General features: G+C 67.0%; 17 protein-coding genes. 3 read left to right on the top strand and 14 right to left on the bottom strand.

Translation table 11 applies throughout. The annotated features are described in order from the left end of the window. Together CHU93_RS15595 and hemN are read left to right on the top strand one after the other, a co-directional pair. Positions 1–573, top strand: a 573-nt coding sequence (locus tag CHU93_RS15595; RefSeq protein WP_207759296.1) for a hypothetical protein, incomplete at its 5' end; no start/stop codon positions are given. Between the two features lie 189 nt (positions 574–762). Further along, a complete protein-coding gene (gene hemN / locus CHU93_RS15590; RefSeq protein ID WP_094475060.1) occupies positions 763–2097 on the top strand; it encodes an oxygen-independent coproporphyrinogen III oxidase in 1335 nt (444 codons plus the stop codon). Here the strand turns inward: hemN and CHU93_RS15585 are convergent, their stop codons facing one another. Then, complete coding sequence (locus CHU93_RS15585) at positions 2098–3366, bottom strand: Y-family DNA polymerase (RefSeq protein ID WP_094475059.1); 1269 nt, start codon at positions 3364–3366, stop codon at positions 2098–2100. Positions 3367–3463: 97 nt separating this feature from the next. Between CHU93_RS15585 and CHU93_RS15580 the strand changes: the two genes are divergently transcribed. Next, the gene (locus CHU93_RS15580; RefSeq protein WP_243375722.1) at positions 3464–4252 is read left to right on the top strand and encodes a queuosine precursor transporter; all 789 of its coding nucleotides are present in this window, start codon (positions 3464–3466) and stop codon (positions 4250–4252) included. Between the two features lie 260 nt (positions 4253–4512). Here CHU93_RS15580 and CHU93_RS15575 read toward each other — a convergent pair whose 3' ends face one another. The 13 genes from CHU93_RS15575 to CHU93_RS15515 all read right to left on the bottom strand — a co-directional run bounded on the left by CHU93_RS15575 (position 4513) and on the right by CHU93_RS15515 (position 14587). After that, complete coding sequence (locus tag CHU93_RS15575) at positions 4513–5115, bottom strand: thioredoxin family protein (RefSeq protein WP_094475057.1); 603 nt, start codon at positions 5113–5115, stop codon at positions 4513–4515. Further along, the gene (locus tag CHU93_RS15570) at positions 5115–7205 is read right to left on the bottom strand and encodes a protein-disulfide reductase DsbD family protein (RefSeq protein ID WP_094475056.1); all 2091 of its coding nucleotides are present in this window, start codon (positions 7203–7205) and stop codon (positions 5115–5117) included. Before CHU93_RS15570 ends, CHU93_RS15575 begins: the two co-directional genes overlap by 1 nt. 69 nt (positions 7206–7274) lie before the next feature. Beyond that, a complete protein-coding gene (locus CHU93_RS15565; protein ID WP_094475055.1) occupies positions 7275–8012 on the bottom strand; it encodes an alpha/beta fold hydrolase in 738 nt (245 codons plus the stop codon). A 2-nt stretch (positions 8013–8014) separates the two neighbouring features. Next, positions 8015–8788 (bottom strand): DAPG hydrolase family protein, encoded by a 774-nt coding sequence (locus tag CHU93_RS15560; protein WP_094475054.1) that lies wholly within the window; start codon positions 8786–8788, stop codon positions 8015–8017. A 47-nt stretch (positions 8789–8835) separates the two neighbouring features. After that, on the bottom strand, positions 8836–9738 hold the full coding sequence (locus CHU93_RS18060; RefSeq protein ID WP_094475053.1) for a PEPxxWA-CTERM sorting domain-containing protein: 903 nt from the start codon (positions 9736–9738) through the stop codon (positions 8836–8838). Positions 9739–10018: 280 nt separating this feature from the next. Continuing rightward, entirely contained in the window at positions 10019–10510 is a 492-nt protein-coding gene (gene rpsI / locus CHU93_RS15550) for a 30S ribosomal protein S9 (RefSeq protein ID WP_086117118.1), read from the bottom strand. A gap of 11 nt (positions 10511–10521) precedes the next feature. Then, positions 10522–10998, bottom strand: coding sequence for a 50S ribosomal protein L13 (gene rplM / locus CHU93_RS15545; RefSeq protein WP_086117119.1), 477 nt, complete (start codon positions 10996–10998; stop codon positions 10522–10524). A gap of 128 nt (positions 10999–11126) precedes the next feature. Then, positions 11127–12086: a hypothetical protein gene (locus CHU93_RS15540; RefSeq protein WP_094475052.1), complete on the bottom strand. Its 960-nt coding sequence runs from the start codon at positions 12084–12086 to the stop codon at positions 11127–11129. After that, positions 12083–12523, bottom strand: coding sequence for an NUDIX domain-containing protein (locus tag CHU93_RS15535; protein ID WP_094475051.1), 441 nt, complete (start codon positions 12521–12523; stop codon positions 12083–12085). Before CHU93_RS15535 ends, CHU93_RS15540 begins: the two co-directional genes overlap by 4 nt. Then, entirely contained in the window at positions 12520–12879 is a 360-nt protein-coding gene (locus tag CHU93_RS15530) for a DUF2237 family protein (RefSeq protein WP_094475050.1), read from the bottom strand. The genes CHU93_RS15535 and CHU93_RS15530 overlap by 4 nt, the downstream gene beginning before the upstream one ends. After that, positions 12876–13916 carry a COX15/CtaA family protein gene (locus CHU93_RS15525; protein ID WP_094475049.1) on the bottom strand — a complete coding sequence of 347 codons (1041 nt, stop codon included), beginning with the start codon at positions 13914–13916 and terminating at the stop codon, positions 12876–12878. Before CHU93_RS15525 ends, CHU93_RS15530 begins: the two co-directional genes overlap by 4 nt. A gap of 39 nt (positions 13917–13955) precedes the next feature. Then, a complete protein-coding gene (locus tag CHU93_RS15520) occupies positions 13956–14171 on the bottom strand; it encodes a helix-turn-helix transcriptional regulator (RefSeq protein ID WP_086117123.1) in 216 nt (71 codons plus the stop codon). Continuing rightward, on the bottom strand, positions 14171–14587 hold the full coding sequence (locus tag CHU93_RS15515) for a hypothetical protein (protein WP_133064436.1): 417 nt from the start codon (positions 14585–14587) through the stop codon (positions 14171–14173). Before CHU93_RS15515 ends, CHU93_RS15520 begins: the two co-directional genes overlap by 1 nt. Positions 14588–14597: the final 10 nt, after the last annotated feature.

The raw sequence follows: 14597 nt of genomic DNA, 5'->3' as shown, positions 1-14597 counted from the left end.
CGCCAGCGCCTGTCTCAGCGCCGGGTTTTTCAACACAATCGCCCCAATTGCGGACTCTCAAGCGTGGATCTCGGTAACTCAAAAGAAGGCAATCGAGCGCATGGCGCGATAGGTCGAGTGACGGTAAAAGGGGGTATGGACCCCGCTAACATTATTGCCGCTCGACGCTTTATTGATCTAGCGACAGCAGCAATCGATCCGACGGCCGACGCCCTGGCAAAATCCTTGGATGAGTTGGCGGTCACTTACTATGACACACCGCTGGGAATGCCTGACGAGCAAGCCGAGGACCCGCCACCGGCCCGCGTGGCGTACGCAGATATCAGCGCTCGCTTTCCTGATTTTGGCTACTACGGTGCAGCTAACCCTGCTGCAACGTCTGGCAGCGCCTTTCTTGGTGATGCAATTGACGACATCGTAGACATCGTCCGCGATCTTGAGGAAGTTCTTTGGCGCTTCGAGCACATAGGTTGCGACGATGCTCATTGGCATTTTCGAGTGCTCTTCCAAGCCCATTGGGGTGTGCATTTGCGCGATCTGTCGCGATATCTGCATTCGATGCAGTTTGGTTAAAGTCAGCTTTGGCTTGCTTTGACCTTACAAGCCGTCATTCCGCTTCCCACCCCAAATCCGCTGCTGAGCAGCGCCCAAAAACGAACGGGTGCAGGGGCCTCGCCCCTGCCCGCCGGAGGCCCCTTTCTCGCCCCCAGAACTTTGATCCAGATCAACGCCCACGCCCCCGTCCGCGCTTAAAACCACCCAATGCCGATCTTCCATCCCGATCTCGCCGCGCGCACCGTTCCGCGTTACACCAGCTACCCCACGGCGGCGCAGTTTCACGAGGGCGTCACCGCCGCCGATCAGGCCCGCGCGCTGGCCGCCATCGCGCCTGATGCGCCGATTGCGCTGTATCTGCACATCCCGTTTTGCCGGCAGATCTGCTGGTATTGTGGCTGCAACACCGGGGTGGCGGCGAATGATCGGCTGCGGCGCTATGAAAAGGCGCTGCTGATCGAGATTGCCACGGTGGCCAGCCTCTGCCGTGGGCGCGTTACCGCCATCAACTTCGGCGGCGGCAGCCCCAATGCGCTGGCCGCCCCGGTGCTGGCGCGCATCATTGCCGAGCTGCGCCGCCAGTTCGCCGTGGCCGACGATGCGGAGATCGCCATGGAGCTTGATCCCAGGGCCATCCGCCCCGGCGATGCCGAGCAGCTGGCCGCCGCTGGCGTGAACCGCATCAGCCTGGGCGTGCAGACCTTCGCGCCGCATGTGCAGAAACTGATCAACCGCATCCAGCCGTTCGCGATGATTGCCGATGCCGTGGCGCAGTTCCGCGCCGCTGGCATCGACGCGATCAATTTCGATCTCATGTACGGCCTGCCCGGCCAGAGCGTCGTCGATCTCACCGAAACCATCGATCAGGCCATCGCCCTGCAACCCTCGCGCGTCGCGGTGTTCGGCTATGCCCATATGCCGTCGGCCATCCCGCGCCAGCGCATGATCACCGATCTCGATCTGCCCGGCCCGGCCGCCCGCTTTGCCATGAGCAGCACGGCCAACCGCCTGTTCCGGCAGGCCGGCTATGCCGTCATCGGCTTTGACCATTTCGCCCTGCCGGATGACAGTCTGGCCCAGGCCGCTGCGGCTGGCACGCTGATCCGCAACTTCCAGGGCTATGCCACAGCGCCGGGCAATGGGGCAGGCACCGCGCTGATCGGCCTCGGCGCCACCGCAATAAGTCAGTTTTCTGGCAGCCAATTCCCCGGCCTCATCGTCCAGAACGACAAGCATCTGGCGGGCTGGGAGGCCCGGGTGAACGCCGGCGGTCTGGCCGGCTGGCGCGGCGTCGTCGTCAACGAAGACGACAGCAGCCGCGCCGCCATCATCGAACGCCTGCTCTGCGATGGCGAAGCCGATGTGCCGCCCAGCCTGGAACCGGCGCTGGCGCAGCTCGCCGGCCACGCGGCGCGCGGGCTTGTCCGCCTCCACGGCCGCCATGTCGCGCTCACGCCCGATGGCTGGCCCTATGCCCGCCTCATCGCCTCGGCCTTCGATGCCCATCTGCAGGCGCCGCAACGCCACAGCTGCGCGGTGTGATCACTCGCTGAATTCGGCCAGCTCCGGAATCCGGGTGAAGGCAATTGCCGGCCCGCGCGATCGGGTCGCCCCGCGCGCATCATGGCCCAGAGTCACCGCATCCCGGCCAAAGCGTTGGTTCACCTTGTCCATCGCCGCCGAAAGCGCCTGCCGCCGCGCGTCGGTGCGCGCACACAACAGCGCATCGGCATCAAACAGATCGGCCTGGGCGGCATCGGCATCGGTCAGATCGGCCAGCACCACGCCCACCTGCAACAGCCGGCGCGGGCCAAACTCCACCGCCATGCGCGCCCACAGCCCGTCCAGCGCCGCCACCAGACTGATGCCGTCCATCACGCGGGGCAGCTTCACGCCACCCTTCCATTTGGTGCCGCGTTCCTCACCTTTCACATTGAGGCCCAGCCAGCCGGCGCGGCAGTTCGCCCGCCGCAGCCGCGTGCCCGCCTTCATCGCCAGCCGCCGCGCCACCAGCCGGGCCACGGCTTGCGGGCGCTTTTCCGGCCCCAGCACATGGCTGTGCCCGATGGTCTTGCGCGCCTGCTCCGCCTCGGCAATCTCGTGCCCGTGCAGCAGCCAGTGCAGCCGCTCGCCCCACACATTGCCCCAGATGCGCCGGGCCTCGCCGGGCGGCATTGCCAGCAACTGCGCCATCGTCACCAGGCCCTGGGCAGCCAGCCGCCGCTCCATCGCCCGCCCCACGCCCGGAATGTCCGACAGCGGCAGCCGCTCCAGCCGGGCCGCGCGCACGTCCTCCGTCAATATGGTCAGGCCATCGGGCTTCTTCATGTCGGCCGCCATCTTGGCCAGCAGGCGGTTGCTGGCGATGCCGATGCTGGCGGTCAGGCATTCGCCAACATTGGCCGCCAGCCCGGCCTTGATCCGGCCGGCCAGCGCTGCCACGCCCTCCACACTGTTCTCATTGTCCAGCAGCCGGCACGCCACCTCGTCGATGGAACAGATTTTCGTCACCGGCACGTGCCGCTCCACCTCGGCCACGATGCGGTGATGGAATTTCACATATTCATCATGCCGCCCCGGCACGATCACCACATCGCGGCACTTGGCCTTGGCTTCCCAGATTTTCGTGCCGGTGCGGATGCCAAAGGCCTTGGCCTCATAACTCGCCGCAATCGCGCTGGTGCTGTCGGTCATCACCGGCGCCACCACCACCGGCCGCCCGCGCAGTTGCGGATTCAGCTGCTGCTCAACACTGGCGAAATAGCTGTTGAGGTCCAGATACAGCCAGCGAAGGGGAAGCGACTCGCCCATGCATCTGCCATAGCACAATCAGAACGAAAACAGAACAAAAACCCCTGCGCACTTTGGCGCCCTTCCCCTCGGGCCCAAAGCCATTATGGTGCCGGGCATGACGATCAGCCCCGACGATCAGGCCCTGCTCCACGATGCCGATATCCCCGGCGATGGCATCCGCGCTGTTTCTGCCACCAGCCTGTCGGGCCGCCAGCTGCGCTATTATGATTTCTGCATGGCGGCCTTTGCCGTCATCCTCATCTGCTCCAACCTGATCGGCGCCGGCAAGCAGGCCGCCGTTTCGGTGCCGTGGAGCAGCGAGCCGGTCATCTTTGGTGCCGGCATATTGTTCTTCCCATTGGGCTATGTGCTGGGCGATGTGCTCACCGAAGTCTATGGTTATGCCCGCGCCCGCCGCGTCGTCTGGGTCGGCTTTGCGGCCTCCGCCTTCACCGCCCTGATGTGCGCCGTGGTCGTCGCCATGCCGCCGGCCCCGGGCTGGACGGGGCAGGAAACCCTCGCCGCCGTCTTCGGCCAGACCCCGCGCATCTTCCTCGCCTCCATCACCGCCTTCTGGGCCGGCGAATTCGCCAACAGCTTCGTCCTCGCCCGCCTGAAACTGCTCACCAAAGGCAAGATGCTGTGGACCCGCACCATCGGCTCCACCGTGGTGGGCCAGGGCGTGGACAGCCTGATCTTCTACCCATTGGCCTTCCTCGGCCAACCCGATTGGCCCCCCGAACGCGTCGCCCTCATCGCCGCCACCAACTATGGCCTGAAAGTCGCCTGGGAAGTCATCCTCACCCCCGTCACCTACGCCGTCGTCGCCTGGTTCAAGCGCGTTGAGGGCCTGGACGTGTTCGACACCGGCACCGATTTCTCCCCGTTCAAGACGCGGGTGTAAGCTGAATCTCAACCTTGGTGGCAGCGAACTGGCCTGCCTGCCCATCTAGGCAGAGCTCTACAGCTGTTCTCAGCGCAATCGAGCAGGGCGACGCTGGGATCGGCCGACGCGTCCAGCATCCGGACCATGTTGCAGACAGTGTCCGCATCCGACGGGCCAGGATCGTCGGTTGGCAGGATCAAGGCATCGGAAACGGACCGCCCGATAACGAACGGGTCAAGGGGCCTCGCCCCTTGCCGCCGGAGGCGTTTTTCCCTTCTTCAGCCCGCATATTTGATCGAGCAGCCATAGGGCCGCGTCACCGCCGGGGTGGGCGGCTTGCCCGCCAGCACGGCCTTCACGGCGTTCAGCGCCCAAGGTGTGGCCGTGCGCGCGTCGGCTTCGATGGCGGTGGGTTTGTCGTCGATGCCGCCCTGATAGGCGAGCGTGCCATCAGAGCGGATGACGAACATGTGGGGCGTCGTCTTGGCGGCATAGAGGCGGCCGATCCTGCCGTCTCCATCGAGCAAATAGTGCGTCGGCGCGGCCTGGTTGGCGGCGATTTCGGCGCGGGCACCGGGCCCGTCGACATGGCCCTGCTTGCCGGGGGCGCCGCTGTTGATGCTGAGCCAGACAACGCCCAGGCCGCGGGCTTCGCGTTGGCGGGCCTGCATGGTGCCGCTGTCATAATGGGCGCGCACGAAGGGGCAGCCGCTGTTGGTCCATTCCTGCACCACCGTCTTGCCGCGGAAATCGCTGAGGGACACGCGCTTGCCGTTGGCATCGGTGGCGGTGAAATCGGGGGCAGGCAGGCCGTTGACCGGTTGGGCAATGGCGGGTGCCGCGATCAGGGCGACGGCGATGACGGCGGCGCGCATCGGCATCAGGCCTTCAGGCTGGTCAGCATGTCGGCGGTGAGGATCTGCGGCAGCTCGGTTTCGCCGCCTTGCGCGTCATAATAGACATAGACCGGCACGCCGGCGCGCTTGTGTTCGGCCAGCCAGGCCGAGATGGCGGGATCGGAACGGGTCCAGTCGCCTTCCATCACGGTGATGCCCTTGGCCTTGAAGGCTTCGGCGACTTGTGGCTGGGCCATGGCGCCCTTTTCGTTGACCTTGCAGGTGAGGCACCAATCCGCGGTCATGAACAGGAACACCGGCTTGCCCTGGGAGCGCAGTTCGGCCAGCGCAGCGGGGGTGAATTTCACCGCATTCAATTCGCTGGCGGCGGTGGTGCTGCTGCTGGCCCCGGCCGGCGCGGTGGTGGGGACCAGCAGCACGGCGGCGACCAGGGTGGCGAGGCTGAGCACGCCGGGGATGGCGAGGGATTTGCCGCCATGCTGACGCGCGCCCAACCACCACAGGAACAGGCCGAAGCCGAGCGTGCCGGCCAGCCCGATGGCCATGCCATTCACGCCCACCTGCTGGCCCAGCACCCAGGCGAGTGCCAGCGCGGTGAGGAACATCGGCACGGACAGGATGGCGCGCAGCCGCACCATCCAGGCGCCGGGCTTGGGCAACCGCTTGCGCAGGGCCGGCACAAAGCCGATCAAGAGGAAGGGCAGGGCAAGGCCAAAGCCCAGCCCGGCAAAGACCGACAAGGCCTGCACTGTGGGCAGTACGAGCGCGGCGCCGAGCGCGCCAGCCATGAACGGGCCGGTGCAGGGGGTGGCCACGAACGCGGCGAGCGCGCCGGTGAAGAAGCTGCCCGACAGGCCGCCTTCGCGCGCCTTGTCCTGCCCCAGATTGCCGGTGGACAGGGTGATTTCGAACAGGCCAGCGAGATTGAGCGCGATACCGGTGACCAACAGCAGCAGGAAGGCGATCACGCGCGGATCCTGAAGCTGGAAGGCCCAGCCCACCTGGCTGCCGGCGGCGCGCAGGGCGAGTACGACGCCGCCCAATGCGGTGACCACCAGCACGACGCCTGCGGTATAGGCCAGCGCCTCGCCGCGCGCCTTGGCAGCATCGACATTGCCGCGCGCCAGCGCCAGCGCCTTCAACGACAGGATGGGGAACACGCAGGGCATGACATTGAGGATGAGGCCGCCCAGCACCGCACCGAGCAGCACGAGGGCGAGGCCGGGCTCGCCACCGCCGCCGCCCGCGCCGGCATCATCACCGCCGCTGCCCAGCGGGGTGCCGGCGGCCGGCACCGTGCCGGGCTTGGCCGTGATGGCAAAGCCGATGGGCGCTTCGCCCGCCATGTCGACGCGCAGCACACCGGCCACATCGCCTTCCGGGCCGGGCGTTGCGGCATCGGTTTCGATGCGCAGGGCATCGCCCGCAATCGTCACCTTCTGCGGGGTGACATGGGTGATGACCAGATCGCCTTCCGGGAAGAACCAGGCCGATTTCACCTTGTTGAGCCCGGCCAGCGGCACGGCCAGCACGAAGCGGTTGCCCTGTTTGGCCCAGGTGGCGGCAGCCGCCAGCGGCTTGGGCAGGGCGGCCGCGGCCGCGACCAGGCGTGGGCCCATGGCGGCATCGGCGGCGCCATCGCCGATCACCAGCGGCAGGCTGAGGGTCGCCGATTCCGGCACGCATTGTTCATGGCTGCACACCAGCCAATCGACCTGCACCTGCACCGGAAAGGCCGTGCCCGCCGCCAGCCCGGCCGGCACGGCGATGCGGGTGGTGAGCACATTGGCCTTTTCATAGACATGGTTCATCAGGCCGGAGACGACCAGCGTGCCGGGCACCGGATAGTTGAGATCGGCCGGCGCCGGCGTGGTGCCGGGCAGCGTCCACGCCACGCGGGTGGGGGCGCCGGCATCGCCGGGGTTCTTCCAATAAGTGTGCCAGCCGGCGCGCGGCGTCAGCTCGATGCCGACATCCAGCATCTGGCCGGCGGCGGGGGTGCGGCTGGCGGCCAGCAGCTCCACACGGGTGTGGGGCTGGTCACTCACCGCCTGGGCAGTGGCGGAAACAGGCGCGAGCAGCAGGGCCAGCGCGGCAAGAAGGGCACGGATCATGCGCGCCCTATGCCAGTTGCAGCGCCACGCGAAAAGCCCGGCGCGCCTTGGCCGCAGCCAAGCCGGGCTTTAACCGGCAAGCCGGGCCAGCGCCGCGCGCAACGTGCCATAATGGCCGCAGCCCGGCAGCAGGGTGAGGGTGACGTTGCCGGTCAGGCTGGCGGCGAGCGCCTGCGCCATGGCGGGCGGGGTCCAGCTGTCTGCGCAGCCCTGCCAGATGTGGATGGGGGCGGTGATCGGGCCCACTGGCGGCGTCGCGCCGCTGGCATAGGTGCGCACCTCGGCGATGAAGCCGGCCGTGCCCTGGCCCAGCCCGCCGCGCAGCACGGCGGCCATGGCGGCGCGAAAGGCCGGATCATGGCGCAACTGCCGGTCGTTGCCGCTGGCGGTGGCAAACAGCCGGTCAAACAGGAATCCCGGCGCGAAGCGGGCGGCCAGCCCCTGGGCCCGGGCCACCAGGCCGAACAGCGCCGGCCGATCCCGTGCCAGGCGGAACAGCGCGCCGCCGGCCATGTGCGGCAGGAAATCGCCCAGCGCCAAAGGGGCCGCCGGCGCAATCAGGTGCACCTGCTCGACCCGTTCCCCCAGCTCTGCCGCCACGGCAAGCGCCATCGGTACCCCCAGCGAAAAGCCGATGAGGGTGATCGGCCCGGCCGTGTGCGCCGCGATGCTGGCGGCCAGGGCGGTGGGCGTGGCCGGGGTGTTGCGATCCGGCACAAAGGCCATCAGACCGGCCGGCGCATTGGCCTGCCACTCGGCCGGGCCGCCCGGCTGGCCATGGCAATAGGCGATGGCGGCCGGCATCATGGTCAATCGGCGCCAAAGCGGGCGTGCAGGGCGGGCAGCAGACCCGCCAGATGATGCATTTCCTCCGCACAATGGCGCAACAGCGCAAGGCCGATGGCATCGCTGACCAGGCGTCGGCGCACCGCTGGTCGGTTGCAGAGGCTGGCCAGCAGCGGCAGGCGATGGCGAAACTGGCCGAGCAGGAAGCGGCTGTGCATGGTGCAGCCGCCGGCATCGTCAACGATCAGATGGACCAACTGCCCTTGCTCCAGCCCCAGATCACGCAGGCTGACATGGGCGCAGATGGCGGTGCCCAGCGCATCGATCCGGCTGCTGTCGAACCCGAATTCGGCCGGCGGCACGAACGCGATGGCAAGCCGGGTCATCTGCGTGCCGATATATTCATCGACGGCGCTGACATTCCCGACATAGCGGGCGCGGCCAGGCGGCAGGCGGCGACGGTCTTCGGCCAGGCGGGACCGGCGATGCGCGTCCGGGTGCCACAGGCGATAGCGTGCGCTCGACAGGCTGTGCCAGCCGAACCACCAATCCCACATGGCCGCGGTGACTCCGGGCATGGGCGTGGTGCAGGCAACGGTCAGCCGGCCATCGGGGTGGCGCCACACGCCATCGGGCCGGCCATCGGCATCGATCATCCGGCCAAAGGGCAGCGGCGACCCGGCGGCGGCCTGCACGCCGGCAGCAAGCAATGGCGCCAGCCCTTCGGGTGGCGGCCGCAGCGGGCGCTGCCAAGGGGCCAGATCATGGGGTTCGGCGATTTCGGTCCAGCGCGCCATGCTGCCAGTTTAGGGCAGATGGCTCAATCTGTCCCAGCCTGTGTGGTTCAGGCGGTGTGGAGGCGACGGCGGCGCAGGCTGGCACCGATCAGGCCAAAGCCGGCGATCAACATGGCCCAGCTCGACGGTTCGGGGATGCCCCCCGTGACCGGCACGCTGAGCAGCTTGATCTGGGCGTTGTTGCTGCTGCGGCTGGGCGACAGATCGAACTGCCATTTGCCGGGGAGTGTGAAATCGCCGGTCAGGCGATCAAACAGGCTGATGTGCACGTCGCCAGCGCTGGCGGTGAAGGCCCCGGTGAGACCAGTGCCACAGGTGCCTGGTGCCGAGCAGCCCAGGTTGGTGACGCTGCTGCCCTGGGTGAGCACGACATCCGACAGGGTGATGCTGTTGCTGCCGGCCGACCGCAGGCGGAATTGCAAGGCATTGATTTCGGAGACGGACGCGGCCGAGAAGCTCCAGGCATCATCCGGCTGACCCACCGCACCGTTGACCATGCTGTAGGTGACGGTGGTGCCGGTGCGGCTGAGGATGAAGGCGATGGCCTGATCATCCACCCAGGGGCGGTTGACCTCGCCGGTGCCAGCGCCGGCCGTGCGGGCGATAGGGGCGACATTGGTCAACGCCTGGGTCACGCCGCTGCCACCATCGGCCACCGGGGTGCCGGTCGCGGCGGTGGGGCGGTGAAAGCCGCGGGTACGGCCGGTGCCCGGCGTGCGCACTTCGGCCACGGCCCGTTCCAGCGGCGGCAGATAGGTCGGGCCGAAGCTGCCGGGGCTTACACCGGTGGTCAGACCATAATGGGTTTGCAGGAAATCACCTGCGAATTCATAGCGTTGGTCAGCGGCTTCGCCGGCAACCGTGCCGTTCAGCGTGACGACGTGCTGGATGGCCAGCGCCGGTGTGGACAGCAGCGCGGCGCTCGCCAGCGCAACAAACATGCGAGCCATGACAAGCCTCTTCCTGAAGTGTTGGAGGCTTCACAGCGCAGCCGGGGGCAGGTCGTCAAAGCATTTTGTAAACAATTCACTAAAAATACAAAAGGAAAATTGCAGTCTCTGCTACGAAGGCCGGACTTTCTTAACGGATTGGGAAATTTGCAAAAAATGCCCTCGCTGCGGCCGCCCGCCGGATACGGCAATTCGGCTGCCGCAACGAAAAACGCCGGCGCAGCGGGGCTGCACCGGCGTGATTCGGTGGGGAACCGCCCGGCAGGCCGGGCAGCCCTGATCAGCGCTTGCTGAACTGGAAGCTGCGGCGGGCCTTGGCCTTGCCGTACTTCTTGCGTTCGACAACGCGCGGGTCGCGGGTCAGGAAGCCGGCCTGCTTCACCGGGGTGCGCAGGGCGGGTTCATACTTGGTCAGCGCCTGGGCGATGCCGTGCTTCACGGCGCCGGCCTGGCCCGACAGGCCCCCGCCGACCACGGTGGCGACAACGTCATACTGGTCGCGGCGCTCGGCCACGTCGAACGGCTGGTTGATGACCAGACGCAGCGAGGGGCGGGCGAAATAGACGGTCTGATCACGGCCGTTGACGGTGATCTTGCCGGTGCCGGGCTTCAGCCAGACGCGGGCGATGGCGTTCTTGCGCTTGCCGGTGGCATAGGCGCGGCCATAGGCGTCAAGCTCCTGCTCACGCAGGGGGGCCGGGGCGTTGTTGTTGACCGGAGCTTCGGCTTCGAGGCCGGCGAGGTCGGACAGGGACTGGCGATTGTCGGTCATCTGTTAATTCCTCAACCAGCGATCGTGGTGTTCTTGCGGTTCATCGACTTGACGTCGAGCACTTCCGGCTGCTGCGCGGCATGCGGATGCTCGGTGCCGGCAAAGACGCGCAGGTTGCGCATCTGCTGGCGGCCGAGCGGACCACGGGGCACCATGCGCTCCACGGCCTTGATGATCACGCGCTCCGGGAAACGGCCTTCCAGCACCTTGGCCGGGGTGGTTTCCTTGATGCCGCCCGGGTGGCCGGTGTGGCGATAATAAACTTTGTCGGTCGCCTTCTTGCCGGTGAAGCGCACCTTGTCGGCGTTGATGACGATGACATTGTCACCGCAATCGACGTGCGGGGTGAAGCTGGCCTTGTGCTTGCCGCGCAGGCGGTTGGCGATGATGGTGGCGAGACGGCCGACCACGAGCCCTTCGGCATCGATCAGCAGCCACTTCTTTTCAACTTCCGCCGGTTTGGCCGGCGCCGTGGTACGGGTGAGCATGGCGTTGATTCCATTCTGCAAAAACGAAACGGCCAGGGCCAAAAGCCCCGGCGTCGGAGCGGCATATCGCGCAAGCGGCGATTTAGGTCAAGGAAATCCGCCGTTTTGAGATGTGGTATTGGAATACCTTAGTCTCTGCGACGAAATTTCCGTGTTTCGAGGCGGGGCGGCATGCCGCTGATTTTGATGCTGCGCCGGTAATCGCTGCGTTTGGCCAGACCGGACGGCAAATCGAACAATTGCACAAGTTCATCAGCGATTTCAGGCGGTGACAGGTCGTCAAGCAGGGACTCCGCCTTTCGGCGGGCGTCGGGATCGGCAATCGCCTTCAGGGCCGCCGCGACGATCGGTCCAGCGGCCGTGGCCGCGTCGGTGGGGTCGGCGACGGAGGCGATCCTGAACCGGGCCCATGTGCGGGCTGCGTTCAACTCCAGGCGGGCTGTCAGGTCGGTTCGGATCAGGCCTTCACCAACCAGTGCCGGCAACGCCGCCAATAGGGCAATATCTTCGCCGGCGGGCAGTGGTCCGGCTTCGCACAGCAAGAGGCGCAGGCCCTGCAAATGGCTGTCGACAAACTGGGCGTCGCTTTGCGCATCGATCTGGCTCAGCATTCCAGCGATGGAGGCTGCCATGCTGTCCTGCGTCAGTGCAGGCTGGTCAGCGAACAGCGTGGCAATCCGGTCGCCCATGGCGGCAATGGCAGCGCGATGCTGGCAGCGCACCTTGTCGAGGTTTATCAGATCTGAAATCGAGCCATCGGGGGTGACAGCCAGCAGAACAGGCTTGTTCAACAAGCTGGTGCCAATGCCATTCATTAGACCTTGCATCGGCTCCGCAGCCTGGAATTCAAAGGCCGTGGTGACCCAATGCAGGACAAAGCCGTCCCTTGCGGCCGACCAGATGAATTGTTCCGTCGAGCGCTGCGTCTGCACCTGGCCCTGACGTTGCAGTCGCCGCTCATGATCATAGAGGATTGGCGTGTTGAGGGGTGGGTTGAAGGGAAGGGAAAATGCCTCCCGCCGCTGGCTGACCAGACTGCTGCCATGGTCTGCATGCAGCAACGACATGAATGTCTTGAACAGGTTCACGTGGCTGTTCCGCTCTCCAGCACCAGCCGGAGCCGCTGCTGGAGCGGAGGGATGGCGTCTCTGGCGGCGAGAAAGGCGGCCAGCCCAAGCAGTTGCGGGCTGTGGCCTTCATCCCCGAAGCGGATGGAGGCGACCTCGCTGTGCGTGATTGCAGCGGCCAGGAACCAGCCGGTCCGCCCCGGCGCGTCCATGGCGGGGAAGGGGCGGGCCCACCAGATGCGGGATTCGGGCAGGATGATGCCGAATTCTTCAGCCAGCTCGCGGCATGCGCAGGCCGCCGGGCTTTCATCGCCCTCGCGCCCGCCGCCGGGCAGATCGATCAGGCCGGGCCAGGGGATGCCGGGTATCATGTCTCGGCGATAGGTGAGGATGCGGCCATCGTGCAGGGCGGCCAGTTTGGCGCCGGCGAAATCGCTGCCGTCCCAGGGTGTGATCACATGCTATGCGCCTGAAGATGGCCCAGCATGGTCACCTCCAAGGTTTTCTCATGCGTTGCCGCCAGCACCACCTCGGGCGCAAAGCCGGCGCGGCGGGCCTCTTCCCAGCGCCCGGCACACAGGCACCAGCGGTCACCGGCTTTCAGGCCAGGAAAGCCATATTCAGGGCGCGGGGTGGACAGGTCATTGCCCACCGATTGGCTGAAGGCCAGAAACTCCTCCGTCACCACCGCGCACACGGTGTGGAGGCCGCGGTCGGCCTCGTCGGTGTTGCAGCAGCCGTCGCGATACCAGCCGGTCAATGGGTCCGTGGAGCAGGGGACGAGGGCGGTGCCCAGCACATTCTTCGCGGTCATGCCCGGCCCCCCGCCTGCCTGCCCCGCTTGCTCCAGTGCGCTGCCCACACGGTTGCGCCGACCAGCAGCGCGGCAACACCCTGGTGCGCGACGCCCAATGGAATGGGGACATGGTTGATGATCACGAGCACCCCCAGCGCGAACTGCAGCAGCACCAGCCCGCCCAGGGCCAGCGCACGCACCCCGGCGCCGGCCTGCCACAGCCGCAGCGCGACCAGCAGGATGGCCGCCGCCACCGCCCACGCCAGGCTGCGGTGGAGGAATTGCACGCTCACCGGATCGGCGATGGCATCACGCGCGCTGGCCAAAATCCCATCGGGCACCAGCGCGCCAAACATCAAGGGCCAGGTGTCGCTGGCATGGCCGGCACGCAGGCCGGCGGTGAAGGCACCCCACAGGATCTGCACGGCCAGCAACGCCGCCACCGGCCACACCCAGGCCCGCGGCCGGTCATGGCGGGGCCGATCGCCATCCAGCAGATCAAGCGCCGTCCAGATGCAGCCGGCCATGATGATGAGGGCGTTGGACAGATGCACCGCCAGCCGTTCCGGGGCCACTTCGGTGCGGTCCACCAGGCCGGATGCCACCATCCACCAGCCGATGGCGCCCTGCAGCCCGCCCAGCGCGAACAGCGCCAGCAGGCGCGGCTTGTAACCGGCGGGAATCTGCCGCTTCAGCCAGAACCAGGCCAACGGCAGCGCAAAGGCAAGGCCCACCAGCCGGCCGAGCAGCCGGTGGACATATTCCCAGAAGAAGATGCCCTTGAACGCCGCCAGGCTCATGCCCCGGTTCATCAGCTGGTACTGGCTGGACTGCTGATACAGGGCGAACTGGTGCTGCCATTCGGCCTCGGTCAACGGCGGCAGCGTGCCCGACACCACATCCCAGCGGGTGATCGACAGGCCGGATTCGGTCAGCCGGGTGATGCCGCCCACCACCACCATGGCAAACACCAGGGCGGCGATGCCCAGCAGCCAGCCCGCAATGGCGCGGGGGCGGGCATCAACACGGGGAAGGGCGGCAGCAAGTGTGGCCATGCGCCGGGTGTAGCGCGTTGCAGCGCAGCATGCCAGCGCTCAGCCGTGCCAGCTGAACACATCTTCCACCCCCACGCCAAAGAACCGGGCAATGCGGAAGGCGCTTTCCAGGCTGGGGGAATATTTGCCCTGTTCGATGGCGATGATGGTGTGGCGGGTCACGCCGATCGCCTCGCCCAACTGGGCCTGGCTGACATTGCCGCGCGCTTCGCGCAGGTCGCGCACGCGGTTGCCGATGGGCGGCGGCGCCGGCATCAGAAACCGCGCCGCAACAGCCAGGCCGTGCCCAGATGCACCACCGCCTGGCTGGCAAGCAGGCCAGCAAACAGGGCGTGGAACAGCATCATGCCATCACCATGGCCCATGAACCACAGCAGCGCGCCCACCAGCACCAGGGTGAGCAGATGCCCGGCCCATGCCACGGCACGGGCGCTGGCGGCGGCTTCGCGCTCATCGGCAGGGCTGCCGGCCTCGCCGCGGTTGCGGATGGCCAGCACCGCCTGCACCAGGATGCTGCCGGCAATGGTGAGGAAGAGATAGGCAATCAGCGTGCCCACCGGCAGCGTGCCGCCGGGCTGCCACGCCGCCGGGCCGAGCCGGCCGAAATACCAGGCCGCCATGGCCAGCATCAGGGCGCCCATCGCCCAGCCTGATTGTTCCCGGAAAGACATGGATGCGGTG

Origin of the sequence: Sandarakinorhabdus cyanobacteriorum (genome assembly GCF_002251755.1) — a bacterium.
Lineage (GTDB): Bacteria > Pseudomonadota > Alphaproteobacteria > Sphingomonadales > Sphingomonadaceae > Sandarakinorhabdus > Sandarakinorhabdus cyanobacteriorum.
Note: the sequence above shows the minus strand (reverse complement) of the source record. Positions and strands in the feature narration are given on the sequence as shown.

Coding starts and splice junctions, on each gene's coding strand:
- CHU93_RS18060 (WP_094475053.1), bottom strand. CDS start 9,738: ATGGCTCGCATGTTTGTTGCGCTGGCGAGCGCCGCGCTGCTGTCCACA.
- CHU93_RS15525 (WP_094475049.1), bottom strand. CDS start 13,916: ATGGCCACACTTGCTGCCGCCCTTCCCCGTGTTGATGCCCGCCCCCGC.
- CHU93_RS15515 (WP_133064436.1), bottom strand. CDS start 14,587: ATGTCTTTCCGGGAACAATCAGGCTGGGCGATGGGCGCCCTGATGCTG.
- CHU93_RS15530 (WP_094475050.1), bottom strand. CDS start 12,879: ATGACCGCGAAGAATGTGCTGGGCACCGCCCTCGTCCCCTGCTCCACG.
- CHU93_RS15575 (WP_094475057.1), bottom strand. CDS start 5,115: ATGCCGATGCGCGCCGCCGTCATCGCCGTCGCCCTGATCGCGGCACCC.
- CHU93_RS15520 (WP_086117123.1), bottom strand. CDS start 14,171: ATGCCGGCGCCGCCGCCCATCGGCAACCGCGTGCGCGACCTGCGCGAA.
- CHU93_RS15585 (WP_094475059.1), bottom strand. CDS start 3,366: ATGGGCGAGTCGCTTCCCCTTCGCTGGCTGTATCTGGACCTCAACAGC.
- hemN (WP_094475060.1), top strand. CDS start 763: ATGCCGATCTTCCATCCCGATCTCGCCGCGCGCACCGTTCCGCGTTAC.
- rplM (WP_086117119.1), bottom strand. CDS start 10,998: ATGCTCACCCGTACCACGGCGCCGGCCAAACCGGCGGAAGTTGAAAAG.
- CHU93_RS15570 (WP_094475056.1), bottom strand. CDS start 7,205: ATGATCCGTGCCCTTCTTGCCGCGCTGGCCCTGCTGCTCGCGCCTGTT.
- CHU93_RS15560 (WP_094475054.1), bottom strand. CDS start 8,788: ATGGCGCGCTGGACCGAAATCGCCGAACCCCATGATCTGGCCCCTTGG.
- CHU93_RS15580 (WP_243375722.1), top strand. CDS start 3,464: ATGACGATCAGCCCCGACGATCAGGCCCTGCTCCACGATGCCGATATC.
- CHU93_RS15565 (WP_094475055.1), bottom strand. CDS start 8,012: ATGATGCCGGCCGCCATCGCCTATTGCCATGGCCAGCCGGGCGGCCCG.
- rpsI (WP_086117118.1), bottom strand. CDS start 10,510: ATGACCGACAATCGCCAGTCCCTGTCCGACCTCGCCGGCCTCGAAGCC.